Annotated in this window: 28 protein-coding genes; 17 read left to right on the top strand and 11 right to left on the bottom strand. The window is 73.4% G+C overall.

Translation table 11 applies throughout. The features are described 5' to 3' along the window. Positions 1-192 precede the first annotated feature (192 nt). The 6 genes from ACZ7KX_RS18220 to ACZ7KX_RS18195 all read left to right on the top strand — a co-directional run bounded on the left by ACZ7KX_RS18220 (position 193) and on the right by ACZ7KX_RS18195 (position 3,768). The gene (locus ACZ7KX_RS18220; RefSeq protein WP_350525284.1) at positions 193-999 is read left to right on the top strand and encodes an enoyl-CoA hydratase/isomerase family protein; all 807 of its coding nucleotides are present in this window, start codon (positions 193-195) and stop codon (positions 997-999) included. 203 nt (positions 1,000-1,202) lie between these two features. After that, positions 1,203-1,715: an Asp23/Gls24 family envelope stress response protein gene (locus ACZ7KX_RS18215; protein WP_470327291.1), complete on the top strand. Its 513-nt coding sequence runs from the start codon at positions 1,203-1,205 to the stop codon at positions 1,713-1,715. A gap of 49 nt (positions 1,716-1,764) precedes the next feature. Next, entirely contained in the window at positions 1,765-1,956 is a 192-nt protein-coding gene (locus ACZ7KX_RS18210) for a hypothetical protein (RefSeq protein WP_350525282.1), read from the top strand. Beyond that, positions 1,956-2,297 (top strand): Asp23/Gls24 family envelope stress response protein, encoded by a 342-nt coding sequence (locus tag ACZ7KX_RS18205; RefSeq protein ID WP_470327290.1) that lies wholly within the window; start codon positions 1,956-1,958, stop codon positions 2,295-2,297. Before ACZ7KX_RS18210 ends, ACZ7KX_RS18205 begins: the two co-directional genes overlap by 1 nt. Positions 2,298-2,332: 35 nt before the next feature. Then, complete coding sequence (locus ACZ7KX_RS18200) at positions 2,333-3,124, top strand: DUF6286 domain-containing protein (RefSeq protein WP_470327289.1); 792 nt, start codon at positions 2,333-2,335, stop codon at positions 3,122-3,124. Further along, on the top strand, positions 3,121-3,768 hold the full coding sequence (locus ACZ7KX_RS18195; protein WP_402809068.1) for an alkaline shock response membrane anchor protein AmaP: 648 nt from the start codon (positions 3,121-3,123) through the stop codon (positions 3,766-3,768). Before ACZ7KX_RS18200 ends, ACZ7KX_RS18195 begins: the two co-directional genes overlap by 4 nt. A gap of 3 nt (positions 3,769-3,771) precedes the next feature. Here ACZ7KX_RS18195 and ACZ7KX_RS18190 read toward each other — a convergent pair whose 3' ends face one another. Next, positions 3,772-4,533, bottom strand: a complete 762-nt coding sequence (locus ACZ7KX_RS18190) for an SDR family oxidoreductase (protein ID WP_470327288.1) — start codon at positions 4,531-4,533, stop codon at positions 3,772-3,774. A 108-nt stretch (positions 4,534-4,641) separates the two neighbouring features. Here ACZ7KX_RS18190 and ACZ7KX_RS18185 point away from each other — a divergent pair, with 108 nt between their 5' ends. Both ACZ7KX_RS18185 and trxA read left to right on the top strand, forming a co-directional pair. Then, positions 4,642-5,049: a MerR family transcriptional regulator gene (locus ACZ7KX_RS18185; protein ID WP_396546798.1), complete on the top strand. Its 408-nt coding sequence runs from the start codon at positions 4,642-4,644 to the stop codon at positions 5,047-5,049. A 3-nt stretch (positions 5,050-5,052) separates the two neighbouring features. After that, entirely contained in the window at positions 5,053-5,391 is a 339-nt protein-coding gene (gene trxA / locus ACZ7KX_RS18180; protein WP_396546796.1) for a thioredoxin, read from the top strand. A gap of 13 nt (positions 5,392-5,404) precedes the next feature. Here the strand turns inward: trxA and ACZ7KX_RS18175 are convergent, their stop codons facing one another. Both ACZ7KX_RS18175 and ACZ7KX_RS18170 read right to left on the bottom strand, forming a co-directional pair. Then, positions 5,405-6,205 (bottom strand): SURF1 family cytochrome oxidase biogenesis protein, encoded by an 801-nt coding sequence (locus tag ACZ7KX_RS18175; RefSeq protein WP_470327287.1) that lies wholly within the window; start codon positions 6,203-6,205, stop codon positions 5,405-5,407. Positions 6,206-6,236: 31 nt separating this feature from the next. Next, on the bottom strand, positions 6,237-7,220 hold the full coding sequence (locus ACZ7KX_RS18170; RefSeq protein WP_470327286.1) for a DEDDh family exonuclease: 984 nt from the start codon (positions 7,218-7,220) through the stop codon (positions 6,237-6,239). A gap of 124 nt (positions 7,221-7,344) precedes the next feature. On the opposite strand from ACZ7KX_RS18170, the gene ACZ7KX_RS18165 reads away from it, so the two are divergent. The 4 genes from ACZ7KX_RS18165 to moaA all read left to right on the top strand — a co-directional run bounded on the left by ACZ7KX_RS18165 (position 7,345) and on the right by moaA (position 11,686). Next, positions 7,345-8,388 (top strand): zinc-dependent alcohol dehydrogenase family protein, encoded by a 1,044-nt coding sequence (locus tag ACZ7KX_RS18165; protein ID WP_350525273.1) that lies wholly within the window; start codon positions 7,345-7,347, stop codon positions 8,386-8,388. 259 nt (positions 8,389-8,647) lie between these two features. After that, positions 8,648-9,004 carry a DUF485 domain-containing protein gene (locus ACZ7KX_RS18160; RefSeq protein WP_470327285.1) on the top strand — a complete coding sequence of 119 codons (357 nt, stop codon included), beginning with the start codon at positions 8,648-8,650 and terminating at the stop codon, positions 9,002-9,004. Then, a complete protein-coding gene (locus tag ACZ7KX_RS18155) occupies positions 9,001-10,620 on the top strand; it encodes a solute symporter family protein (RefSeq protein WP_470327284.1) in 1,620 nt (539 codons plus the stop codon). The genes ACZ7KX_RS18160 and ACZ7KX_RS18155 overlap by 4 nt, the downstream gene beginning before the upstream one ends. A 76-nt stretch (positions 10,621-10,696) precedes the next feature. Further along, positions 10,697-11,686: a GTP 3',8-cyclase MoaA gene (moaA, locus tag ACZ7KX_RS18150; RefSeq protein ID WP_470327283.1), complete on the top strand. Its 990-nt coding sequence runs from the start codon at positions 10,697-10,699 to the stop codon at positions 11,684-11,686. Between the two features lie 95 nt (positions 11,687-11,781). Here the strand turns inward: moaA and ACZ7KX_RS18145 are convergent, their stop codons facing one another. The 6 genes from ACZ7KX_RS18145 to ACZ7KX_RS18120 all read right to left on the bottom strand — a co-directional run bounded on the left by ACZ7KX_RS18145 (position 11,782) and on the right by ACZ7KX_RS18120 (position 17,776). Next, positions 11,782-12,009 (bottom strand): hypothetical protein, encoded by a 228-nt coding sequence (locus ACZ7KX_RS18145; protein ID WP_350525269.1) that lies wholly within the window; start codon positions 12,007-12,009, stop codon positions 11,782-11,784. Between the two features lie 263 nt (positions 12,010-12,272). Beyond that, complete coding sequence (locus ACZ7KX_RS18140) at positions 12,273-12,656, bottom strand: DUF3099 domain-containing protein (protein ID WP_470327282.1); 384 nt, start codon at positions 12,654-12,656, stop codon at positions 12,273-12,275. A gap of 231 nt (positions 12,657-12,887) precedes the next feature. Next, positions 12,888-13,436, bottom strand: coding sequence for an RNA 2'-phosphotransferase (locus ACZ7KX_RS18135; RefSeq protein ID WP_470327474.1), 549 nt, complete (start codon positions 13,434-13,436; stop codon positions 12,888-12,890). A gap of 31 nt (positions 13,437-13,467) precedes the next feature. Continuing rightward, a complete protein-coding gene (locus ACZ7KX_RS18130) occupies positions 13,468-14,865 on the bottom strand; it encodes a metallopeptidase TldD-related protein (RefSeq protein WP_470327281.1) in 1,398 nt (465 codons plus the stop codon). Beyond that, entirely contained in the window at positions 14,865-16,427 is a 1,563-nt protein-coding gene (locus ACZ7KX_RS18125; RefSeq protein ID WP_470327280.1) for a TldD/PmbA family protein, read from the bottom strand. The genes ACZ7KX_RS18130 and ACZ7KX_RS18125 overlap by 1 nt, the downstream gene beginning before the upstream one ends. Positions 16,428-16,630: 203 nt before the next feature. Beyond that, a complete protein-coding gene (locus ACZ7KX_RS18120) occupies positions 16,631-17,776 on the bottom strand; it encodes an MBL fold metallo-hydrolase (RefSeq protein WP_470327279.1) in 1,146 nt (381 codons plus the stop codon). A gap of 314 nt (positions 17,777-18,090) precedes the next feature. Here ACZ7KX_RS18120 and fabG point away from each other — a divergent pair, with 314 nt between their 5' ends. Beyond that, positions 18,091-18,810 carry a 3-oxoacyl-[acyl-carrier-protein] reductase gene (gene fabG, locus ACZ7KX_RS18115; protein ID WP_396546781.1) on the top strand — a complete coding sequence of 240 codons (720 nt, stop codon included), beginning with the start codon at positions 18,091-18,093 and terminating at the stop codon, positions 18,808-18,810. A gap of 2 nt (positions 18,811-18,812) precedes the next feature. Beyond that, entirely contained in the window at positions 18,813-19,580 is a 768-nt protein-coding gene (gene fabI, locus ACZ7KX_RS18110; protein WP_350525264.1) for an enoyl-ACP reductase FabI, read from the top strand. A gap of 112 nt (positions 19,581-19,692) precedes the next feature. Here fabI and ACZ7KX_RS18105 read toward each other — a convergent pair whose 3' ends face one another. Continuing rightward, a complete protein-coding gene (locus ACZ7KX_RS18105) occupies positions 19,693-20,367 on the bottom strand; it encodes a FadR/GntR family transcriptional regulator (RefSeq protein WP_350525263.1) in 675 nt (224 codons plus the stop codon). Positions 20,368-20,481: 114 nt separating this feature from the next. Here ACZ7KX_RS18105 and ACZ7KX_RS18100 point away from each other — a divergent pair, with 114 nt between their 5' ends. From ACZ7KX_RS18100 to ACZ7KX_RS18090, 3 genes are all read left to right on the top strand, one after another. Next, entirely contained in the window at positions 20,482-21,789 is a 1,308-nt protein-coding gene (locus tag ACZ7KX_RS18100) for a CynX/NimT family MFS transporter (RefSeq protein WP_470327473.1), read from the top strand. Between the two features lie 147 nt (positions 21,790-21,936). Further along, the gene (locus ACZ7KX_RS18095; RefSeq protein WP_267883116.1) at positions 21,937-22,059 is read left to right on the top strand and encodes an SGM_5486 family transporter-associated protein; all 123 of its coding nucleotides are present in this window, start codon (positions 21,937-21,939) and stop codon (positions 22,057-22,059) included. 134 nt (positions 22,060-22,193) lie between these two features. Then, positions 22,194-22,721, top strand: coding sequence for a SixA phosphatase family protein (locus tag ACZ7KX_RS18090; protein ID WP_350525261.1), 528 nt, complete (start codon positions 22,194-22,196; stop codon positions 22,719-22,721). 148 nt (positions 22,722-22,869) lie between these two features. Here the strand turns inward: ACZ7KX_RS18090 and serB are convergent, their stop codons facing one another. Beyond that, positions 22,870-24,132: a phosphoserine phosphatase SerB gene (gene serB / locus ACZ7KX_RS18085; RefSeq protein ID WP_470327278.1), complete on the bottom strand. Its 1,263-nt coding sequence runs from the start codon at positions 24,130-24,132 to the stop codon at positions 22,870-22,872. Positions 24,133-24,137: the final 5 nt, after the last annotated feature.

The raw sequence follows: 24,137 nt of genomic DNA, 5'->3' as shown, positions 1-24,137 counted from the left end.
GGCTGACCGACAGCCGGGCGTCCGCCCTCGGGTCGTGTGGACCGGCCGCCGATCGTCATGTCCGGGGTGTCTTCCGCCCCCGGCCCGCTTCCGCCCGAGCCCCGTCGATCTTTCCGGGCCGGGCCCCTGTCCTCGCGCGCCCAGTTTTGTTACTCTCCGGTAGCCACGTCCCCCGCCACCGGAGGTCCACGCATGACCGCCCCCGCCACCGACCCGCAGGCCCCGAGCTGGGAGCGGGACGGCGTCCGCCTGGAGATCGAGGGCGAACTCGCCGTCGTCACCCTCTGTCAGCCCAAGCGGCGCAACGCCCAGTCGCCCGCGCTCTGGCGCGCCCTCACCGACGCGGGCCGCGAGCTGCCCGGCAGCGTCCGGGTCGTCCTGCTGCGCGCCGAGGGCGTCTCCTTCTCCGCCGGGCTGGACCGGGCCATGTTCACCGCCGAGGGCATCCCCGGCGAACCCACCTTCCTGCAGCTCGCGGCCGCGGCCGACAAGGAGCTGGACGACACCATCGCCTCCTACCAGGAGGCCTTCACCTGGTGGCGCCGCCCGGACCTGATCTCCATCGCCGCCGTCCAGGGGCACGCCGTCGGCGCGGGCTTCCAGCTCGCCCTCGGCTGCGACCTGCGGGTGGTCGCGGAGGACGTGCAGTTCGCGATGAAGGAGACCTCGCTCGGCCTCGTCCCGGACCTGGCCGGCACCAAGCCGCTCACCGACCTCGTCGGCTACGCCCGTGCGCTGGAGATCTGCGCGACCGGCCGCTGGGTCCACGCCGAGGAGGCCACCGCGATCGGGCTGGCCAACCTGGCCGTGCCGGGCGCCGAGCTGGACGCCGCCGCCCGGGACCTCGCGGCGGCCCTGCTGGCCGCTCCGCGCGGCGCGGTGATCGAGACCAAGGCGCTGCTGCAGGGTGCCGCCGGGCGCTCCTTCGAGGAGCAGCGCTCGGCCGAACGGGTGGCCCAGGCCCGTCGGCTGCGGGAGCTCGCCGGGATCGGCGACTGACCTCGCGCCCTTCGGCCTCGCGCTGCGACCGACGGCCCGACCTCGGGGGATGCCCCGGGTCGGGCCGTCGGCGTTCCCGGGGTGCGCCGCGGGGCCCGGGTGGGCGCCGGCCGGGTGTCCTTCGGCGGGCGCGGAACGTGGCGAAATGCCAGAGTTGGGGAGGTTTGCGATATAGCTGGAGCCGTACGACGGGAGATGTGCCCATGCCTGACACTCCGACGCCCGCGACCTTGCACAAGAACGCCGGCGGTGCTCCGACCCCCGGTCCGCCGCCGGGCTCCTCGGGCGGTGCGAAAGCGGTCGGGGAGCGCGGCCGTACGGCGCTGGCCGTCGGCGTGGTGGAGAAGATCGCGGGGATGGCCGCCCGGGAGGTGTCCGGGATCCACGCGTTGGGCTCCGGGCTCGCGCGGACGTTCGGCGCGATGCGGGACCGGGTGCCCGGTGGCAAGTCCAGCATCGGGCGGGGCATCAAGGCCGAGGTCGGCGAGAAGCAGACCGCGATCGACATCGCGCTGGTGGTCGAGTACGGCGTGGTCATCCCCGAACTCGCCCGCCAGGTGCGGGAGAACATCATCGCGGCGGTCGAGCGGATGACCGGCCTGGAGGTCGTCGAGGTGAACATCGCGGTCAACGACGTCCACCTCCCGGACGAACCGGAGTTCGAGGAGGAAGAGGAGCCGGTGGTGGCGCCGGGGCAACGGGCCAAGCTCAAGTAGCGGGCGGCGCCGACGGCGCACCACGCAGCGAGGAACGAGGGAGTAGCGGATGAACCTGGCCATCGTCGGCCTGGTGGTGGGCATGGCCCTCGGCTTCGCCGGGTACTTCGGGGGGTTCGCGGCGTTCCTGCTGGTGGGCGCGCTCGGACTGGTCGGCTTCGTGGGCGGGCGTCTGCTGGAGGGGGACATCGAGCTGGGTGAACTCGGGGACCTGTTCCGCGGCCGCGACCGGCGCCGTTGATGGCGGCCTCTGCCCCCGGCCCGGTTCCGGTGTCGGGGCGGCGGGGGCGGCTGCGGGTCGCCGACCGGGTCTACGCCGGGATCGCGGCCCGGGCGGCCCGGGAGGTGCAGGTCGGCGCCTGGCCCGCCGGACGGGCGAAGGGGGCGCCGCCGCACGTCTCGGTGGCGGTGCCCGGGAGCACGGTGACGGTCCGGGTCGAGGTCGAGCTGCCCTTCCCGGCGGACATCGCGGGGCTGGCCCGGACGATGCGGGCGGCGATCGCCGAGCGGGTGCTGAGGCTGACCGGGACCAGGGTGTCGGACGTGGTGGTCGTGGTCGAGAAGCTGGTGGGGGCGTCGTGAGCGACGCGCCTGTGGGCGAGGTGCCTCCGGGTGACGTGCCTGCGACCGGCGCGGACGCGGAGGCCGTCGAGGCTCCGGGAGCGGGGGCCGGGAAGGTACGGAGGCTGCGGGCGCCGCGGACGGTGGCGGCCACGGCGGTGGCGACCGTGCTGCTGCTGGCCGCGGGGGCGCTGCTGTACGACGTGATCGCGGTCCGCGCCGGGCAGCCGGCGCGGGCGTGGCGGGCGCAGATCGTGGACGAGCTGGCGACTCGGCACCTGGACGACACGTGGGTGCTGGTCGGGGCCGGGGTGGCCGTACTGCTGGGCGGGTGGCTGCTGTGGCTGGCGATCGCGCCCGGGTTGGGGCGGTGGCTGGTGCTGCGGCCCTACGGGGGCACCGCGGCGGCCGTCGAGCGGGCCGGGATCGGGCACCTGCTGACGGACCGGGCAGCGGGGCTGGCCGGGATCGACCACCTGAGGATCAAGGTCGGGCGGCGCAGGGCCCGGGTCTCTCTGGTCGGTCCGGCCGATCCGGCGTCGGTGCAGCGGCAGTTGCGGGACGAACTGGGCCGGGTGGGGTTGGCCCGACCGTTGCGGTTGGACGTGCGCACGGCCGGTGGGCGCGCGGCGGGCGGCGACGAGGGGGCCGGCCCGGAGGCGGAGTCGGAGGCGGCGAGCGCAGCGGGGACAGCGGTGACGGCGGAGGCAGAGCCCGGGGCGGGGACAGCGGTGACGGCGGAGGCAGAGCCCGAGGCAGGGACAGCGGCCACGGTAGAGACAGAGGCAGGGGAGTCCGAGACGGGACCGGGCGCAGGGGCCGGGCCGGGAACGGGGGCCGCGCCGTGACGCGGGTGGTCGTCAACCGGGTGCTGCTGGGGGCGGTGGGCCTGGTGCTGCTGGGTGTCGGGGTGCTGGTGCTGGCAGGCGGGCTCGACCTGTACCGGCGGTTGGGCGTGAGCCCGCCGCACTGGTGGCCGTGGACGTCCCCGGACCAGCCGGTGGTGAGCGTGCGCACGCGCAGCCGGTGGGTGGACTCGACGTGGTGGTGGCCGACGGTGATCGGCGGGCTGGCCGTGCTGATGGCGGGGATGGTGTGGTGGCTGGTGGCGCAGCTGCGGCGCACCGGGCTGTCCAGCATCGCGGTGCCCACGCCGGGGGTGAGCGGGCTCCGGCTGCGGGTCGGCGCCCGGGCGTTGGAGGAGGCGATGGAGAGCGGGACGGCCGTGCTGCCCGAGGTCGAGCGGGCGGGGATCCGGCTGGTGCGGGCGCCGCGGCACCCGCGGTTGCGCGGTGCGGTGCGGTTGACGCCGGGCGGGGATCCGGCCGGGCTCGTGGCGCACTTCGAGGACGGGCCCCGGACCGACGCGTGCCGCAGTCTGAGCCTGCCGGAACTGCCCGCCGACCTGCGGATCCGGGTGTTGCAGGCGGCCCCCGCCGAGCCGCGGCACCGGTGGCCCCGGCGGCGGCGGAGGCGGTCGCGGGTGGTGTAGGGATCAGAGGGTGCGCAGGGCGCCGCCGTCGACCGGGACCATCAGACCGGTCAGGTAGGAGGCGGCGGGGGAGAGCACGAAGGCGGCGACCTTGCCGAACTCCTCGGGGGTGCCGTAGCGGCCGAGCGGGATGCCGGCGCTGGCCGCGGTGCGGGCGGCCTGCGGGTCGTCGGCGAGGGCGTCCAGTTCGCGGACGCGGTCGGTGTCGATCCGGGCGGGCAGCAGGCCGACCACGCGGATGCCGCGGGGGCCGAGCTCGTCGGCGAGCGTCTTGGCGGCCATCGCGAGGCCCGGGCGCAGGCCGTTGGACACGCCGAGGCCGGGGATCGGCTGGCGGACCGAGCTGGAGAGCACGAAGCCGATCACACCGCCGTCGGAGAGTTCGGCGGCGGCCGCGCGGGCGAGGCGGAGGGCGCCGAGGAAGACGGACTCGAAGGCGTCGCGCCAGGCCTCCTCGGGGGTGGTCTCGACCGGGCCGGCCTGGGGGCCGCCGACGCTGATCAGGATGCCGTCGAAACGGCCGAAGTGCTGCCGGGCCTCGGCGATCAGGCGCTCGGGGGTGTCGGGGGAGGCGTTGTCGGCGACCATGCCCCGGGCGGTGCCGAGGGCGTCGAGTTCGGCCACGGCCTTGTCGACGGCCTGTCGGGTGCGGCCGCTGACCAGGACGCGGGCGCCGTCGGCGGCGAGTTCGCGGGCGGCGGCGAGGCCGAGGCCCCGGGTGGCGCCGGTGACGATGTAGGCCTTGTCTTCGAGTCCGAGATCCATGGGGGACATCTTGCCGGGTGGGGCGGGCGTTCGGCGGTGCGGGCTGGCGTTGACGCCGGGGGGAAGGTTTACGGTCGTCGCCGGAAGTGCGGGAGGAGCGGGTTCGGCATGCGGATCGGGGAGTTGGCGGAGCGGGCGGGGACGACCACGCGGGCGCTGCGGTACTACGAACAGTTGGGTCTGTTGCCGGCCCGGCGGGCGGGCAACGGGTACCGGGCGTACGACGAGGGGGACCTGCGGCTGTTGCGGGAGATCCGGATGCTCCAGGACGCCGGGTTCGGGCTGGAGGAGACCCGGCCGTTCGTGGAGTGCCTGCGGGCGGGTCACCCGGAGGGGGACTCGTGCCCGGCCTCGCTGGAGGTGTACGAGCGCAAGCTCGCCGAGTTGGACGACTGCATCGCGCGGCTGCAGGAGGCGCGGGCGCGGGTGGCCGGGCAGTTCGAGCGGGCGGTGCGGGCGCGGGACGACCTCGCGGCTTCCGAGCGACCACCACGGTGTGAACTGGCGGAGGAGTAGACGATGGTGGAGATCACGGGTGTGCCGGCGGTGACGGACGACACGTTCGCTGCGGAGGTGCTGGCGGCCGAGGGGCCGGTGCTGGTGGACTTCACGGCGGACTGGTGCCCGCCGTGCCGGATGATGGCCCCGGTGCTGGCGGACATCGCCCGGGAGGAGGCGCACCGGCTGCGGGTGGTGAGCCTCGACGTGGACCACAACCCGCGGACGCAGGCGGCGTACGGGGTGCTCTCGATGCCGACGCTGATGGTGTTCCGCGGCGGGCAGCCGGTGCGGTCGGTGGTGGGGGCGCGGGCGAAGGCGCGGCTGCTGCGGGAGCTGGACGACGTGCTCCGCGCTTGAGGACGGACCCTGGCTAGGCCGGGACGGGTTCGGCGACGGTCTCGGGCTCGGCGGCCTGCTTGGCGCGGTCCTTGGCCTCGCGGCGGGCGAGGATCCAGACGCCGACCGGGATCATCGCCGTGAACAGCCACCACTGGATGGCGTAGGCCATGTGCGGGCCGATGTCGGAGTGGTTGGGCTCGGGGATCAGCTGCGGCTGGTCGGCCGGGGCCGGGGTGGTGGCGGAGAGTTCGAGGTAGCCGCCGAGGAGGGTGGCGCCGGTCTCCTTGACCTGCTCGGCGGTGTTGATCAGGTTGAACTGGCGGTCCGGCAGGCCGGACCGGTCCTTGATGCCGCTGGCGCCGTAGGTCTCGTCGGCGCGCATCCGCCCGGTGACGGAGACCTCACCGGTGGGGGCGGCGGGGACGGGCGGGTACTCGGTGGCGGTGGCGCCGGAGGCGACCCAGCCGCGGTTGACCAGGACGCTGCCCTTGCCGTCGGAGAGCTTCAGCGGGGTCACGACGAAGTAGCCGATCGTGTCCCCGCTGGAGTCGGTCCGCTTGCGGACCACGAACTCGTGCGCCGGGTCGTACTGGCCGGTGGCGGTCACCGCGCGCCAGGTGAGGTCCTTGGGGACCGCGAAGCCGGGCGCCGGGGACAGCGTGTCGAAGGGGACCGGGGCGTCCGTGAGGGCCTTGCCGATCAGCTCGTTCCGGGCCACCCGCGCCTCGTGGCGGTGCAGCTGCCAGAAGCCCAGCTTGATCGTCGCGGGGATCAGCAGCAGTGCGATCAGCATGGTGATCAGCCACTGGCGGGTCAGCAGAAAACGGTACACATGGGAACGGTACGCCGACCTCACAACGGGCTCACGCACCGGGGTGCGGGGCGACCTCGCGCAGCAGCTGCAGGAAGGCGTCCTCCGTGACCACCGGGGTGCCGACCTCACGGGCCTTGCGGGCCTTGCCGCTCCAGCTGTCCGGTTCGTTGGTGACCAGCAGGCTGGTGAGGCGGCTCACGGAGGTGGCGATGTGCAGGCCGGCCTCGACGGCGCGGTCCTCCAGCAGCTCGCGGTCGGTCGCGGTGTCGCCGGTGAAGGCCACCCGCATGCCCTGGACCAGCGGCTCGCCGTCCTGCCAGCGTCCCGGGTTGGGGTGCGGGCAGGGCGGGCGCTTCTTGGCCTGGCGGTAGTTCGCGCCGGTCCAGGAGGCGCGGCCGGGGGCGGCGGGCTCGTCCTCGCCGAGGTCGGTGACCGCGACGCAGTTCTGCAGCGGCAGCGGGACACCGCCGAGGCGGGCGAGGTGCAGGCTGGGGCGGAAGGCCTCGGCGAGCACCCGGGCGTCGTCCAGGGCGTTGTGGGCGTGGCGCTGCTGGACGCCGAAGTGCGCGGCGAGCGAGGCCAGCTTGCCGTTGGGCAGCGGCAGGCGCAGGTCGCGGGAGAGGACCATGGTGCACAGCCGCTGCTCGACCGGGGCGTGCAGACCGGCCCGGGAGAACTCGCGGGAGATCATGTTCCAGTCGAAGAGCGCGTTGTGCGCGACCAGGACCCGGCCGCGCAGCCGGTCGGCGAACTCGTCGGCGACCTGCGGGAAGGTCGGGGCGGAGGAGAGCAGCTCGGTGGTCAGGCCGTGGATCCAGACCGGGCCCGGGTCCCGCTCGGGGTTGACCAGGGTGTACCAGTGGTCGGTGACCTCGCCGTCCGGGTCCAGCTGGTAGACGCCCGCCGAGATGACGCGGTCCGTACGGCCGAGACCGGTGGTCTCGACGTCGACGACCGCGAAGCCCTCGGTGGGGGCGGCGGAGCGCTGTGCGGGGACCGGGGCGGTCCTCGGCGCGGGCTGGATCGGTTGCATGGTCCAACAGGATAAGGGGCGGGGCGGAGGGGCCCGGCCGGAATGTTCCGACCGACCGGCCGGAATAGAGTGGTCGACGGGGGTGTCGTACACCTGGTCGAGTTCGTTTCAGTAAGGACAGCGCATGCGTGCCACCGTGATCCACGGCCCCAACGACATCCGGATCGAGGACGTACCGGACCCGGTGATCCAGCACCCGACGGACGTGGTGCTCCGCGTGCTGAACGCCTGCATCTGCGGCAGCGACCTGTGGGCGTACCGCGGGGTGGCCCAGCGGGTGGCCGGCCAGCGGATCGGGCACGAGTTCCTGGGCGTGGTCGAGGAGGCCGGCGCCGAGGTGCGCGGCTTCGCCAAGGGCGACCTGGTGCTGGCGCCGTTCGTCTGGTCGGACGGGACGTGTGATTTCTGTCGCGAAGGCCTGCACACCTCCTGCCCGCACGGCGGGTTCTGGGGGCAGGTCGGCTCGGACGGCGGACAGGGCGAGGCCGTGCGGGTGCCGTTCGCGGACGGGACGCTGGTGAAGCTGCCGAAGGAGGCGGCCGGCGACGAGAAGCTGCTGCCCGGGCTGCTGGCGCTGTCGGACGTGATGTCGACCGGGCACCACGCGGCGGTCTCCGCGCGGGTGCGGCCCGGTTCGACGGTCGCGGTGGTCGGCGACGGCGCGGTGGGCCTGTGCGGCGTCCTGGCGGCGCACCGGCTGGGCGCGGGCCGGATCATCGCGCTGGGCCGGCACACCGCCCGGACCGAGCTGGCCCGTCGCTTCGGGGCGACGGACGTGGTCGCCGAGCGCGGGGACGCCGCCATCGAGGCGGTCAAGGAGCTGACCGGGGGCCAGGGCGCGCACGCGGTGCTGGAGGCGGTCGGCACCGAGGAGTCGATGCGGACGGCCGTCTCGATCGCCCGCGACGGCGGCGCGGTGGGCTACGTCGGGGTGCCGCACGGCGGCAGCGCGGGCGTGGACATCGGTCAGATGTTCGGCCGAAACGTTTCGCTGAACGGCGGCGTCGCCCCGGCCCGCGCGTACATCCCCGAGCTGCTGCCGGACGTGCTCTCCGGGGCCATCGAGCCGGGCCTGGTGTTCGACCGCACGGTCGACCTGGACGGCGTGCCGGACGGCTACCGGGCGATGGACGACCGCTCGGCGCTGAAGGTCCGGATCGCCTTCTGACGCGTCGTCACGAGGGGCGGCACCGCTGGTCGGTGCCGCCCCTTTCGCATGCGCCGGGGGTGGTCCGAAGGGGTGCAAGTGGTCGTTTTCGGCCATTCGGGTGGCGCGAGGGGGTGAACGCCTGGCTGATCGCGGTCAACTCCTATCCGGTATGGGCACGACGCTCCTAGCATTGCGCGGCGCGTCAGCCCCATGTGACGCCCCTCACGTTCGATCGTTCCCCTGTGTGCCAGCTACGCCGAAGGAGTGAGGAGAAAGAGTGGATTCGCCGCCGATCACCACTGCCCCCACGGAAGTCCAACTCATCGACGACAGCGAGGAGTTCCGTACCCTCCGGCGCTCGTTCCGGAGCTTCGCCTTCCCGGTCACCATCGGCTTCGTGCTCTGGTACCTGCTCTACGTCCTGCTCTCCTGCTACGCCCCCGGCCTGATGCGCGCCAAGGTCGCCGGGCACGTCAACGTCGCCCTGGTGCTCGGGCTGCTGCAGTTCGCCACCACCTTCGCGATCGCCGCCTGGTACGCCCGTTACGCGGACCGGCGGATCGACCCCGTCGCCACCGCGATCCGCGAGGCGCACGGTGCCGTCGTCCACGCCCCCCGGGAGTCCGCCGAATGACATTGCTCTCCAGCTCCGCGACCGAGCACCGCGGCCTGACGATGACCCTGTTCGGGGTCTTCGTGGTGGCCACCCTGGTCATCACCGTCTGGGCCGGGCGGCAGAACCGGAGCGCCTCCGACTTCTACGCCGGCGGCCGCGGCTTCACCGGCTTCCAGAACGGTCTGGCCATCTCCGGCGACTACATGTCCGCCGCCTCCTTCCTCGGCATCGCCGGGCTGATCGCGCTCAACGGCTACGACGGCTTCCTGTACTCGATCGGCTTCCTGGTCGCCTGGCTGGTCGCGCTGCTGCTGATCGCCGAACCGCTGCGCAACTCCGGCCGCTTCACCATGGCGGACGTGCTCGCCTTCCGGATGCGCCAGCGTCCGGTGCGCACCGCGGCCGGCGTGTCCACCATCGTGGTGTCGATCTTCTACCTGCTCGCCCAGATGGTCGGCGCGGGGGCGCTGGTGGCGCTGCTGCTGGGGGTCACCGGGGACGGCGCCAAGCGCTGGACCATCCTGGCGGTGGGCGCGCTGATGATCATCTACGTGGTGATAGGGGGCATGAAGGGCACCACCTGGGTGCAGATCGTCAAGGCGGTGCTGCTGATCGCCGGCGCCGCGCTGATGACCGTCCTGGTGCTAGCCAAGTACCACTTCAACCCTTCCGAGCTGCTCGGCGCGGCGGCCTCCGCCAGCGGCAAGGGTGCGGCCTTCCTCGAACCCGGGCTGAAGTACGGCGCCAGCGACACCTCCAAGCTCGACTTCATCAGCCTCGGGATCGCCCTGGTGCTCGGCACCGCCGGCCTGCCGCACATCCTGGTCCGCTTCTACACCGTCCCCACCGCCAAGGCCGCCCGGAAGTCGGTGCTCTGGGCGATCGGCATCATCGGCGTCTTCTACCTGATGACCCTGGCGCTCGGCTTCGGCGCGGCGGCCCTGGTCGGCCGCAGCGGCATGGTGGCCGTCGAGGGCAAGACGCCGTCCGGGAACACCGCGGCGCCGCTGCTCGCCGAGCAGCTCGGCGGCGGGGCCGGGACCACCGGCGGGGCGATCATGCTCGCGGTGATCTCGGCGGTCGCCTTCGCCACCATCCTCGCCGTGGTCGCCGGGCTCACCCTCGCCTCCTCGGCCTCCTTCGCGCACGATCTGTACGCCAACGTGATCCGGCGCGGGAGGGCGAGCGAGAAGGAGGAGGTGCTCTCGGCGAAGTGGGCCGCGGTGGTGATCGGCGCGATCTCCATCGTGCTCAGCCTCTACGCCGGCAAGCTCAGCACCGCCGCCCTGGTGGCGCTCGCCTTCGCGGTGGCCGCCTCGGCGAACCTGCCGACCCTGCTGTACTCGCTGTTCTGGAAGCGCTTCACCACCGTCGGCGCGGTCAGCTCGGTCTACGCCGGCCTGATCTCCTCGGTGGTGCTGGTGGCGTTCTCCCCGGTGCTGTCCGGGAGCGAGAAGTCGCTGTTCCCGCACGCCGACTTCCACTGGTTCCCGCTGGAGAACCCCGGCCTGGTCTCCATCCCGATCGGCTTCCTGGCGGGCTGGCTCGGCACCCTGCTGTCCACCGAACGACCCGACCCGGCGAAGTACGCTGAACTGGAGGTCCGCTCACTGACCGGACTGGGCGCCCATTGATCGTTCCGCGATGACTATGCTGGCCCGGCCCGCCGTGACGGTGGCCGGGCCGGCCGCATCTCGGGGAAGGACGCACGTGCTGCTCGACAGCTTCGGACGACAGGCCGTGGACCTGCGGGTCTCCCTCACGGACCGGTGCAACCTGCGCTGCACCTACTGCATGCCCGAGGAGGGCCTGCAGTGGCTGGCCAAGCCGGAGCTGCTGACCGACGAGGAGATCGTCCGGCTGGTCACGATAGCCGTGCGCGACCTGGGCGTCCGCGAGATCCGCTTCACCGGCGGCGAGCCGCTGCTGCGCCCCGGGCTGGTCCCCGTGGTCGCCGCCTGCGCGGAGCTGGAGCCCCGCCCCGAAATCTCGCTGACCACCAACGGCATCGGCCTGGCCCGCACCGCGACGGCGCTGCGCGAAGCCGGCCTCGACCGGGTCAACGTCTCGCTGGACACCCTCGACCCCGAGGTGTTCCACACCCTCACCCGCCGCCGGCGCCACCAGGACGTGCTGGACGGACTGGCCGCCGCCGAGGCCGCCGGGCTGGCGCCGGTCAAGCTGAACGCGGTGCTGATGCGCGGGGTCAACGACCACGAGGCGGGCGACCTGCTGGCCTGGTGCCTGGAGCGGGGCTACGAGCTGCGCTTCATCGAGCAGATGCCGCTGGACGCCCAGCACGGCTGGGACCGCTCCTCGATGGTCACCGCGGAGGAGATCCTGGAGCTGCTCCGCGCCCGCTTCGCGCTCACCCCGGAGCCCTCCGGCAGCCGGGGCGCGGCCCCCGCCGAACGCTGGCTGGTGGACGGCGGCCCGGCCCGGGTCGGCGTGATCGCCTCGGTCACGCGCCCGTTCTGCCGCGCCTGCGACCGTACCCGGCTGACGGCCGACGGCCAGGTGCGCAACTGCCTGTTCGCGACCGGGGAGACGGATCTGCGCACGGCGCTGCGCTCCGGCGCGGACGACGCCGAACTGGCCGCGCTGTGGCGGGCGGCGATGTGGGGCAAGAAGGCCGGGGCCGGGATCGACGACCCGGAGTTCCTCCAGCCGGAGCGGCCGATGTCCGCGATCGGCGGCTAGGACGGGGCCGGCGAGCGGGCCGTGGTGGGCGGCCTGCGCCCGGTGTGCCGCGCCGGGGTGCGGTCGGGCCGGGGTGCGGTCGGGTCGGACTGCGGTCAGGCCGGGGTGCCGGGCTCAGGGGTCCAGTCGGCGAAGGCGACGACCTCCTTGAGGAAGCCGCGCACGCCGAGGAACTGCGACAGGTGCTCGCGGTGCTCGTCGCAGGCGAGCCAGGTCTTGCGGCGGTCCGGGGTGTGCAGCTTGGGGTTGTTCCACACCAGCACCCAGCCGGCGTCCGCCCGGCAGCCCTTGGCGGAGCAGATCGGCGTCTGCGGGGTGTCCATCGGGCCGTCCTCAGCGTTAGGCGGGAAGAATGCACCGCCAGTCTGTCACGCCCGGCCGGGACGACCGGATCCGGGCATGGCGACGCCGGGCAGCCACGGGGGGAGCTGCCCGGCGTCGGTCCGTCGCTCCGACGGGGGATGCGGAGCGCGTACGCAGTATGTCACGCCACGACCCCCGGATGGGGAGGTCTTGCATGATTAATCTGAGCTTCTTTTGAGCTTTCGCCGAGCGGGGCGCGGGCGAAGCGGGGTGAAAAGGACGGTCAGTTCACGTCCTGTGAAGGATCGGTGGCAGAGGCCTTTGCCTCTCCTGTACCGGTAGTCGCACCCGCCCCACCCCTCCCACCGGGGCCGAGCATCAGCGGGGTGTCCGAGGGGATGTCGAAGGTGCTCGGCAGGCCCGGGGCCCGCTCCCGGCCGGCGTTCGCTATCAACACGGCGAAGTAGGGCAGCAGCACGCCGCCGGCCAGTGCCACGAACGCCAGCCAGCGCTGGACGTCCCACAGCACCACCGCGAGCAGTACGCAGACGGTGCGGAGCAGCATCGAGACGACGTAGCGGCGCTGGCGCCCCCGGACGTCCTCGCTGAGGCTGCTGCGCGCTCCCGTGATCCGGAAGACCTGGCCGTCGCCGGCGCTCTTGCCCATGTGTCCTACCGCCCTCGTCACGCACCCGCGCGCCTGGCCGCGCGGCCTCCTCACGGTACGCCCGGGTGGTCGGGGCGACGAGACCGGGTGGGGCGGACCCACCCGGTCGGGTGCCCGATGGGCCTGTCCGGCGGAGCGGACGGGCCGGCCCGGGGCGGCCGGCGGGTGTGCGCGTCGCGGGCGCGCGTCGGGTGGGCCCGCCGGAGGTGCCCGCCGGGGGCGGGTGCCCGGCTACGAGCGCCGGGAGAGGTACTGCGGCGGTACGGCGTCGGTGAGCCAGACGCCGTTCTCGCTGACCCGGAACTCGTGGCCGGCCGCCGCCATCGCGGCGGCGTTCACCGTCAGCACCACCGGGCGGCCGTGCCGGGCGCCGACCCTGGTCGCCGTCTCGGTGTCGGCCGAGAGGTGGACGTCCTGGCGGGCCATCGGGCGCAGGCCCTCGCGGAAGATCGCCGCGAGGTGCCGGTCGGCGGTGCCGTGGTAGAGCACGTGGGGCGGCACGGCGGCGGCCAGACCGAGGTCGACCGCCACCGTGTGGCCCTGGTTCGCGCGGATCGAGAGGCCGTCCGGTGAGTAGCCGAAGCGGCGCTTGTTGTTGGTGGTCACCACGTGGTCCAGCTCGACCCGGGTCAGCCGGTTGCCCTTGGCCGCCAGCGCGGCGAGCAGCACGTCGATCCGGACCCAGCCGGCCTCGTCCAGCGTGACGCCCACCCGGCCGGGGTCGTGCCGCAGGATGCGGGCCAGCATCTTGCTGGTCTTGACCAGCCGCTTCTCGTCCATCATGTCTCTCGTATCCCCCGTCGGTCAGTGGCTATGAGGCCTGGCTGACCGAACTCATGTTGAAGTCCGCGACACGCACGGGTGGCATCGCGGTGCGGGTGAACCAGTCGCTCCACTCGCGGGGCAGGCAGTGCTCGGTGCGGCCCACCTCGGTGACCCGGTCCAGGAGGTCCACCGGGGACTCGTTGAACCGGAAGTTGTTGACCGCGCCGACGACCTCGCCGTTCTCCACCAGGTAGACGCCGTCCCGGGTGAGGCCGGTGAGCAGCAGCGTCGCCGGGTCCACCTCGCGGATGTACCAGAGGCAGGTGAGCAGCAGGCCGCGTTCGGTGCGGGCGATCATCTCGTCCAGGGTCGGCGCCGACTCCTGGTCGGCCGTCTCCAGGACGAGGTTGTCGATCGCCGGACGGACCGGCAGCCCGGTCAGGCCGGCCGAGTGGCGGCTGGTGACGAGGTCGTTCAGCACGCCCCCGCGGATCCACTCGGTGGCGGCGACCGGCTCGCCGTTGTCGAAGACCGACGCGTCCCCGCCGGTGGAGTGCGTGAGCACGAACGGCGGGGCCTGCAGGCCGGGCTCCTGCGGGTCGGAGCGCAGCGTCAGCGGCAGCCCGCTGAGCTTGTCGCCGATCCGGGTGCCGCCGCCGGGCTTGGAGAACACCGTCCGGCCCTCGTGGGCGTCCCGGCCGCCACAGGACCAGCTGAGGTAGACCATCAGGTCGGCGACGGCCGACGGCGGCAGCAGCGTCTCGTAGCGGCCGGCCGGCAGGTCCACCTTGCGGGCACCCCAGCCGAGGCGCTTGGTCAGCTCGGTGTGCAGGGCGGCGACGTCGACGTCGGTGAAGTCCCGGGTGGCGGCGCCGATCCAGGCCGAGCCGGACAGGTCGGCGGTCTTGGCGTTGAACTCGACCATGCCGGTGGGCTGGTCGTGGCGCAGCCGCAGGCCGGTGGAGCTGCCCAGGTAGCTGGACGTCACCTCGTGCCGGGCGAAGCCGTACAGCAGCTCGCCCCGGGCGGCGGCGCGGGCGAAGGCCTCGCCGAGGGCCGGGCCGAAGGCGTCGAAGACCGCGACGGAGGTCTCCGCGGGCGGCTCGGTGAAGTCCGGGGACGCGGGCCGGTCGGCGACCAGGGGCTGGGCGTCCTCGGCCGGGCCGGCCGCGCGGGCGGCCTCCTCGGCGGCCCGGACCAGGCCCTCGACCTCCTCCGGGGTGACGGCGTCGCGGGAGACCACGCCGGAGGCGGTGCCCTCGGCACCGGCGACGGTGGCGATCACGGTCAGCCGGCGGCCGCGGGTGACGCCGTTGGTGGTCAGGGCGTTGCCCGCCCAGCGCAGGTTGGCGGTGGAGTCCTCGTCGGCGATCACCACGCAGCCGTCGGCGCGGGAGAGGCCGAGCGCCAGCTCGACGAGTTCGTGGGGCTGCATCGCGGTCATCAGTGACCCGCCTCCTGCTGGGTGTTGAGCACGTTGACGTTCCGGAACAGCGCCGACGGGCAGCCGTGGCTGACGGCCGCGACCTGACCGGGCTGCGCCTTGCCGCAGTTGAAGGCGCCACCGAGGACGTAGGTCTGCGGGCCGCCGACCGCCGCCATCGAGCCCCAGAAGTCGGTGGTGGTGGCCTGGTAGGCGAAGTCCTTGACCTGGCCCGCGAGTTCGCCGTTCTTGATGGCGTAGGCGCGCTGCCCGGTGAACTGGAAGTTGTACCGCTGCATGTCGATCGACCAGGAGCGGTCGCCGACGATGTACAGGCCGTTCTCCACGTCGGCGAACAGGCCCTCGGTGTCCGGGCCGTCGGCGGCCGGCTGGAGCGAGACGTTGGCCATCCGCTGGACCGGGACGTGCGCCGGGGAGTCCGCGAAGGCGCAGCCGTTGGAGCGCTCGAAGCCCTTCAACTTGGCCATGCCGCGGTCCAGTTGGTAGCCGACCAGGACGCCGTCCCGGACCAGGTCCCAGGACTGGGTGGCGACGCCCTCGTCGTCGTAGCCGATGGTGGACAGGCCGTGCTCGGCGGTGCGGTCGCCGGTGACGTGCATCAGCTCGGAGCCGTACTTCAGCGAGCCGAGCTTGTCGAAGGTGGCGAAGGAGGTGCCGGCGTAGGCGGCCTCGTAGCCGAGCGCGCGGTCGAGCTCGGTGGCGTGGCCGATCGACTCGTGGATGGTGAGCCACAGGTTGGTCGGGTCGATGACCAGGTCGTAGCGGCCGGCCTCGACGCTCGGGGCCCTCATCTTCTCGGCGAGCAGGACGGGCAGCTCGGCCAGCTCGGCGTCCCAGTCCCAGCCGGTGCCGGTGACGTACTCGTAGCCGCGGCCGACCGGCGGGGCCAGCGTCATCATCGAGTCGAAGGCGCCGGTGCGCTCGTCGACCGAGGTGGCCTCCAGCTCGGAGTGCACCCGGATCCGCTGCTGGGTGGTCACGGTGCCCGCGGTGTCCGCGTAGAACTTGTTCTCCTGGATGGTCTTCAAGGCCGCCTGGACGTGCGAGACGCCCTCGGCGGCCAGCAGCCGGGAGCTGCGCTCGGCGAGGAGCGCGGTCTTCTCGGCGTCCGGCACCTCGAAGGGGTTGACCTCGTACGCGGAGACCCAGGTGACGTCCCGGTGGACCGGCTCGTCGGCCAGCTCGACCCGCTCGGTGGAGCCGGCAGCCCGGCTGATCCCGCCGGACAGACGGGCCACCGCGACGGCCTGCTCGGCGACCTTCGCCGCGGCGGTGGTGGTGAGGTCCACGCCGGCGGCGAAGCCCCAGGCGCCGTCCAGCAGCACCCGGACGGCGAAGCCCAGCTGCACGCCGTCGGAGGTGCCGGCCGGACGGGCGTCGCGCAGCCGCCAGGAGGCGCTGCGGATCCGCTCCAGACGGAAGTCGGCGTGGCTCGCGCCGAGTTCGCGGGCCCGGGTGAGGGCGGCGTCGGCGAGGGTGCGCAGCGGCAGGGCGAGGAACAGCGGGTCGACGGCGCGCCCGGTCGGGGCGCCGGAGCGGTCGGCCGGAGGGATCGGAGGCAATCGGGCTCCCAGGTCGCGGAGGGTGGCGGTGCGGCGCCACAGGGGCGTCCGCACCGCATCATTCCCGTCCACCGGGCTTCCGGCCAGCGCATTTCGTCCGGTGCGCTGCGGTTTCGGCCAGTACGACCGTCAGACCAGCAGCCTTTTCGAGCCGTCGACCGCCTCCGTGGCGGGGGCGTCGGGGACCGCGCCGCGGCGGGCCGTCAGCCGACGGACTCCCACCAGCCGTCGAGCTCCGGCGGGTTGTCGACGTCCACCCGCTCGCCGGGTCGCGGCACCGCCAGCGGGACGGCGTGCGCCTTGGCCTCGTCGACCAGCCGCTCGATCGGCTCGGCCCACCGGTGCAGGCCCAGGTTGAAGGTGCACCAGTGGACGGGCACCAGCAGACCGGCCGTCAGGTCCCGGTGGGCGAGGACGGCGTCCTCGGGGGTCATGTGGATGTCCGCCCAGGCCGCGTCGTAGGCGCCGATCTGGACCAGTGCGGCGTCGAACGGGCCGTGCTGCTCGCCGATCCGCGCGTAGCCCTCGAAGTAGCCGGAGTCGCCGGTGTAGAACACCTTGCGGTTCGGGCCGGCGATCACCCAGGAGCCCCAGAGGGTGGTGTTGCGGGTCAGCCCGCGGCCGGAGAAGTGGTGCGCGGCGGTCAGGGTGAGCACCAGCTCGCCCAGGTTGCAGGTCTCGTCCCAGTCCAGCTCGATGATCCGGTGCTCCGGGACGCCCCAGCGGCGCAGGTGGGAGCCGATGCCGAGCGGCACCGCGAAGGGCGCGGACTGGCTGCGCACCAGGCGCTTGACCGTCGCCATGTCCAGGTGGTCGTAGTGGTCGTGCGAGATCAGCACCGCGTCGACCGGCGGCAGCTCCTCCAGCTCGACCGGCACCGGGTGCAGCCGCTTGGGGCCGATGTGCGCGGAGGGGGAGCAGCGGTCGCTCCAGACCGGGTCGAGCAGCACCCGGAAGCCCTCGATCTCCACCAGCGCGGAGGCGTGCCCGTACCAGGTGATCTCCACGCCCTCGGCGGCCGGACCGGGCGGGGTGGCCGGGCGGACGGTCGGCACCGGGTGGGCGGGGACGCGGCCCTCGCGCTCGAAGAGCATCCGGCGGGCGGTGGCACCGTCGAAGCCGGGGGCCCCCGAGGCGCGGGCGAGCGTGGAGGGCGCGTTGTGGAAGACGCCGTCGCGGTACTGCGGGGAGTTGCGCACCCGCTCCTCGCGTTCGCCGTCCGGCCGGCGTCCGAACGCCGCCGGAAGGTCGCGCAGCGACCAGGCGGCCGTGCCCAGGCCGGCCGCCAGGGCGGTGAGGGCCAGCAGTCGTCCGCGTCGGGAGGTGCTCCCGGGCCGTGCCTTGGTCATCCGCTCTGCCTTCGTCGCTCGCCGGGATGGTCGGGTGAACGGTACGGCAGGTTCCGGGCCCGCCCGTACCGAGGGGGCAACGGGTGCGCCCGCCCGTGTTGTTCCCGTACAGTCCCGCCGATCCGGCCCGGGCCCGGGGCCTGGGCGGTTTCGCCGGGAGGGGCCGGGGGCGGCGGGCACGCATTGTCGGATTGCGACAGTTCCTTCGGTGCGGCGCTGTGGGAGCCCGATGCGCCGACACCGCCGACCGCCCGATAGCGTCACACTGCGTACGCAATCCGACGTACCGCTCACACACGGAGAGAGGTGGATCGTTGAGCCGCTCGGTTCTCGTCACCGGAGGAAACCGGGGCATCGGCCTCGCGATCGCCCAGGCCTTCGCCGAGGCGGGCGACAAGGTCGCCATCACCAGCCGCTCGGGCGAGGTGCCCGAGGGCCTGGAGAAGTACGACGTCCTCGCGGTCCGCTGCGACATCACGGACGCCGCACAGGTCGACGCCGCCTTCACCGAGATCGAGCAGAAGCACGGCGCGGTCGAGGTGCTCGTCGCCAACGCGGGCATCACCAACGACACCCTGCTGCTGCGCATGTCGGAGGAGGACTTCACCTCCGTCGTGGACACCAACCTGACCGGCACCTTCCGGGTGGTCAAGCGCGCCTCCAAGCTGATGATGCGCGCCAAGAAGGGCCGTGTCGTGCTGATCTCGTCCGTGGTGGGCCTGTCCGGCTCGCCGGGCCAGGCGAACTACGCCGCCTCCAAGGCCGGCCTGGTGGGCTTCGCCCGGTCGCTGGCGCGCGAACTCGGCCCGCGCAACATCACCGTCAACGTGGTCGCCCCCGGCTTCGTCGACACCGACATGACCGCCGTGCTCAGCGACGAGCGCCGCGCGGAGATCGTCGCGGGCGTGCCGCTGGGCCGCTACGCTGCGCCCGCCGAGGTCGCGTCCACCGTGCGGTTCCTCGGGTCGGAAGAGGCCGCGTACATCACCGGAGCCGTCATTCCCGTCGACGGCGGATTGGGCATGGGTCACTGATCATGAGTGGAATCCTCGAAGGCAAGCGCATCCTGATCACCGGCGTGCTGATGGAGTCCTCCATCGCCTTCCACGCCGCGAAGCTCGCGCAGGAGCAGGGTGCGGAGATCATCCTCACCGCCTTCCCGCGCCCGAGCCTGACCGAGCGGATCGCCAAGAAGCTGCCGCACCCGGTCAAGGTGCTGGAGCTGGACGTCTCCAACCCGGAGCACCTGGCCGGCATCGCCGACCAGGTCCGCGAGCACCTGCCGAGCCTGGACGGCATCGTCCACTCGATCGGCTTCGCCCCGCAGGACGCCCTCGGCGGCAACTTCCTGAACACCCCGTGGGAGTCCGTGGCCACGGCGATGCACGTCTCGGCGTACTCGCTGAAGTCGCTGACCATGGCGCTGCTGCCGCTGATGCAGGACGGCGGCTCGGTGGTCGGCCTGACCTTCGACGCCCAGTTCGCCTGGCCGCAGTACGACTGGATGGGCCCGACCAAGGCCGCCTTCGAGGCGACCAACCGCTACCTCGCCCGCTACCTGGGCGAGCGCGACATCCGCTGCAACCTGGTCTCGGCCGGTCCGCTCGGCTCGATGGCCGCCAAGTCCATCCCGGGCTTCGAGCAGCTGGCCGACACCTGGAACCAGCGCTCCCCGCTGAAGTGGGACCTGAGCGACCCGGAGCCGGCCGGCCGCGGCATCGTCGCGCTGCTGTCGGACTGGTTCCCGAAGACCACCGGCGAGATCATCCACGTCGACGGCGGTCTGCACGCCATCGGCGCCTGACACCCCGCCCGTACGCCGCTGCCCGGCACCCCTCCCGCAGGGGGTGCCGGGCAGCGGCGTTTCCGTGATGCCCGCACGTCGGCGACGCGCGGCGGCCCACGGTGCCCGGGGGTCACCCCTCGGTCGTCCCGCAGGCGCCGATGGCGCGGCCGGCCTCGACCGAGGCGCGCTGGGCGTCGCGCGCCCGGATGGCCTCCAGGATGGTGTCGTGGCCGATGTAGCGCTCGGCGATCAGCTCGGGGCCGACGTCGTGCCGCAGGTGCTCACGGGTGACCTCGCCGAGGTCGGCGTAGACGGCGAGCAGCACGTCGTTGTGGGAGGCGGCCACCACGGCCTGGTGGAAGGCGGCGTCGGCCTGGACGAAGTCCTCGGCGTCACCGGAGTGCCAGGCGTTCTCCCGGCGGGCCAGCGCGCCGTCCAGCAGCTCCAGGTCGCGCTCGGTGCGGCGCCGGGCGGCCAGGCCGGCCGCCGACGTCTCCAGCGCCGCCCGCAGCTCGGCGACCTGCGCCTGGTCGGCGTCGGCGAACCGGCGGTGCATCACCCCGGCCAGCTCGCTGGTGGCCAGCACGTAGGTGCCGGAGCCCTGCCGGATGTCGAGCAGGCCGTTGTGCGCGAGGGCGCGCACGGCCTCGCGCACGGTGTTGCGCGCGACGCCCAGCTGTTCCACCAGGGCGGCCTCGGTGGGGATGCGCGAGCCCACCGGCCACTCCCCGGAGGTGATCTGGGCGCGCAGCTGGGCGATCACCTGGTCGGACAGCGGGGTGCGCCTCGGCGAGGACAGCGCCACGGGGACTCCTTGCGACTACGGCTCGGGTCGGCCTTGGTGGAACGTGACCGGCGGATGAACGGTCGGCACATCATGCCAATTCCAGGGTGCATCAATTCATCCCATCATTCTATGATGGCGCACATGCCCGCAGCAGAGACCACCGCTTCCCCGCGGAACGAGGCCGGGCCGCAGACCGAGCGGCCCGTCGATTCCGCCCCTTCCACCACCCCCTCCAAGTACCTCGGCGTGCTCTTCGCCGTCGCGATCGCCGCCGCCGCCTTCAACCTGCGCCCCGTGGTCACCAGCCTCGGGCCGCTGCTCGATCCGGTCCGCGCCGACCTCGGGATGAACCCGACCCTCGCCGGGCTGCTCACCGCCGTCCCGTCGCTGTGCTTCGCGCTGTTCGGCTTCGCCGCGCCGGCCGCGGCCCGCCGGATCGGCCCGATCGCGGTGGTCACGGCCGGCATGGCCGCCATCACCGCGGGCGTGCTGGCCCGCTCCTTCGCCGGCGGCACCGCGGTGTTCCTGCTGCTGACCGCGCTCGCCCTGGCCGGCGTGGCGGTCGCCAACGTGCTGCTGCCGGTGGTGATCAAGCGGTACTTCCCGGAGAAGGTCGGCCCGATGATCGGCCTCTACTCCATGGCGCTGTCCGCCGGCACCGCGCTCGCCGCGTTGGTCAGCGTGCCGCTGACCAACGCGCTCGGCGGCGACTGGCGCCACGGCCTGGGTGCCTGGGCCGGACTGGGCGCGCTCGCCCTGGTGCTGTGGCTGCCGGTGCTGATCGCCAAGCGCGAGCGCGGTGAGCGGGCCGCCGGCGCCGCCGCCCCCGCCAGGCTGCCGATCACCCGCAGCCGTACGGCCTGGGCGCTGGCCTGCTTCTTCGGCCTCCAGGCCACCGGTGCGTACGTGGTGATGGGCTGGCTGCCGAAGATCTTCCAGGACTCCGGCGTCGACAAGGGCACCTCGGGGGCGCTGCTCGCGGTCACCATGGTGGTCGGCGTGCCGGTCTCCTTCGTGCTGCCCAACCTGGCCGCCCGGCGCGGTGACCAGCGGCTCTTCGTGGTGGTGCTGGCCTGCTGCGGCATCGCCGGCTACGCCGGTCTGGCGCTCGCGCCGGACGGGGCGCCGTGGGTCTGGGCCGTCCTGGTGGGCCTGTCGAACTGCGCCTTCCCGTTGGTGCTGACCATGATCGGGCTGCGGGCCCGGACGGCCGGCGGGGTGGCCCAGCTGTCCGTCTTCGCGCAGGGCGTCGGCTACCTGATCTCCGTCCTGGGCGTGATCCTGATCGGCCCGATCTACCAGATCACCGGCGAGTGGTACTGGCCGCTGGGCTTCCTGGCGCTGCTCCTGGTGCCGCAGATGCTGTTCGGCCTGCGGGCCGCCCGGCCCCGCCACATCGAGGACGAGGCGGTCCGTCCGGCGGCGGCCGTCCGGGCCTGACACCGGTCGACCGGACGCGGGCGGCCGGGGGCCCGGGCTCTTCGGGTTCGGGGCCCGGGGTCGGCCCCCGGGCTCGAAGGTCAAGCTCCGGCCAAGGCGGCGGGGCCGCCGGGGGACGGGCGTGTTCGGGATGGGAGAATTCCCGACATGCCCGTTCTCGACCCGAACCCCACCGACGGCCGCAAGCAGCTCGGCCGCATCGCCCTCGCCTTCGCCGCCATCGTGGTGCTGGTGGCGGTCATCGCCTCCGTCGCCACCTCGATGGGCTGACGACCGTCCGACCGCAGCCCGACCGCCGTCCGAAGCCCCGGTGAACGGGGCATGATGGCACCCGACACCCGAGGGGGTGGCGGCAACCGGGAGCATCGCGCCGCCGGGCGGCTTTTCTGCCAAGCTTGCTGGGTATGAGCGCCGACACGCCCCGCAGGATCATCGTTCTCCGCCATGCCAAGGCCGACTGGCCGAACGGCGTGGACGACCACGAGCGGCCCCTGGCCGACCGGGGCCGCCACCAGGCCCCGGACGCCGGCCGCTGGCTGGTCGATTCCGGCATCAACCCCGACTACGTGCTCTGCTCCACGGCCCTGCGCACCCGCGAGACCTGGAAGCTGGCAGTGCACGAGCTGCCCAAGCGGCCCCGCAAGACCGTGTACGAGGACCGGATCTACGAGGCCAGCCCGGGCGAGATCATCGCGGTCCTCCAGGAGACCCCGGAGGAGTACGCGGACGTGGTGCTGGTCGGCCACAACCCCGGTGTGCTGGGCCTGACCCAGGTGCTGGCCGGGGACGCGGGCGACCGGGACGCGCTGGAGCGGCTGCGGCTCGGCGGATTCCCGACGGCGGCGATCGCGGTGCTCAGCTTCAGCGGCTCCTGGAAGGGCGTCGAGCCGGGCGTGGCCGAGCTGGTTTCGTACTACACGCCGCAGGACTGACCCGGTACGCACGCGGAACGCAGGCGAGGGGCGCGCGGATCGGTCCGCGCGCCCCTCGCCATGGTCGTGGCCCTCCTCGGGCGGGCCCTGCCCGGTCGGCCGCTACTCGGCCGCTACCCGCCCGCGGTCGCTGGTCCGCGGGCCGCGCTCACTCGTCCTCGGTCGGGGTGCCGTGCAGCGCGTCGGCCGCCTCGACCTCCTCGCGGGTGATGCCCAGCAGGTAGAGCACGGTGTCCAGGAACGGCACGTTCACCGCGGTGTCGGCGGCCTCGCGCACCACCGGCTTGGCGTTGAACGCCACCCCGAGCCCGGCCGCGTTCAGCATGTCCAGGTCGTTGGCGCCGTCGCCGATCGCCACCGTCTGCTCCAGCGGCACCTTCGCCTGCTCGGCGAAGCGGGCCAGCCAGCGGGCCTTGCCGGCCCGGTCCACGATCTCGCCGACCACCCGGCCGGTGAACCTGCCGTCCACCACCTCCAGGGTGTTGGCCGCCGCGAAGTCCAGCCCCAGCTGCTCCACCAGGTGGTCGGTGACCTGGGTGAACCCGCCGGAGACCACCGCGACCTGGAAGCCGAGGCGCTGCAGGGTGCGGATCAGGGTGCGCGCGCCCGGCGTGAAGCGGACCTCGGCACGGACCTTCTCCGTCACCGAGGCGTCCAGCCCGGCCAGCAGTGCCACCCGGGCCCGCAGCGACTCGGCGAAGTCCAGCTCGCCGCGCATCGCCGCCGCCGTCACCTCGGCGACCTGCTCCTCGCAGCCCGCGTGGGCGGCGAACAGCTCGATCACCTCGTCCTGGATGAGCGTGGAGTCGACGTCCATGACCACCAGGCGCTTGGCCCGGCGCTCCAGCCCGGCCGCCACCACCGCGACGTCCACCCGCTGGGTGGCCGCCTCCTGGGCCAGCTCGGCCCGCAGCTCCTCGGTGGCCACGCCGGAGACGGCCAGCTCGACCGCCGTCACCGGGTACTTGGCGAGCCGGAAGACCCGGTCGATGTTGCCGCCCGCCGCGGTGATCCGGGAGGTCAGCGCCGAGACGGCGGCGGCGGTCAGCGGGTGACCGAGCACCGTGACGTGCGAACGGCCCTCGCGGCGCGGCCGGTTGTCGCCGATGCCGGAGAGGATCTCGGCCTGGAGCTTCTGCTCGTCGGCCCAGCGGTGGACGGTGGCCCGCAGCCCGCCCTCGGCGCCGGGCGAGGCGGGCGGGGTGACCAGGGCGCACAGCGTGATGCGGCCACGGGTCACGACCTGCTCGATGTCGATGACGTCGACGCCGAAGCCGGCCAGCGTCGCGAAGAGGCCGGCGGTGATGCCGGGACGGTCCTTGCCGAACACCTTGACGAGCAGGGTGCGCTCGTCCGCGGTCCGGGGCTGGGCGGCGGGGAGGGGCTCAGCGGCCAGGGGCGATGCGTTCATGGTGT

The sequence above is a fragment of the Kitasatospora sp. NPDC038210 genome, from assembly GCF_055600605.1.
This window is presented reverse-complemented; position numbering and strand designations above follow the sequence as displayed.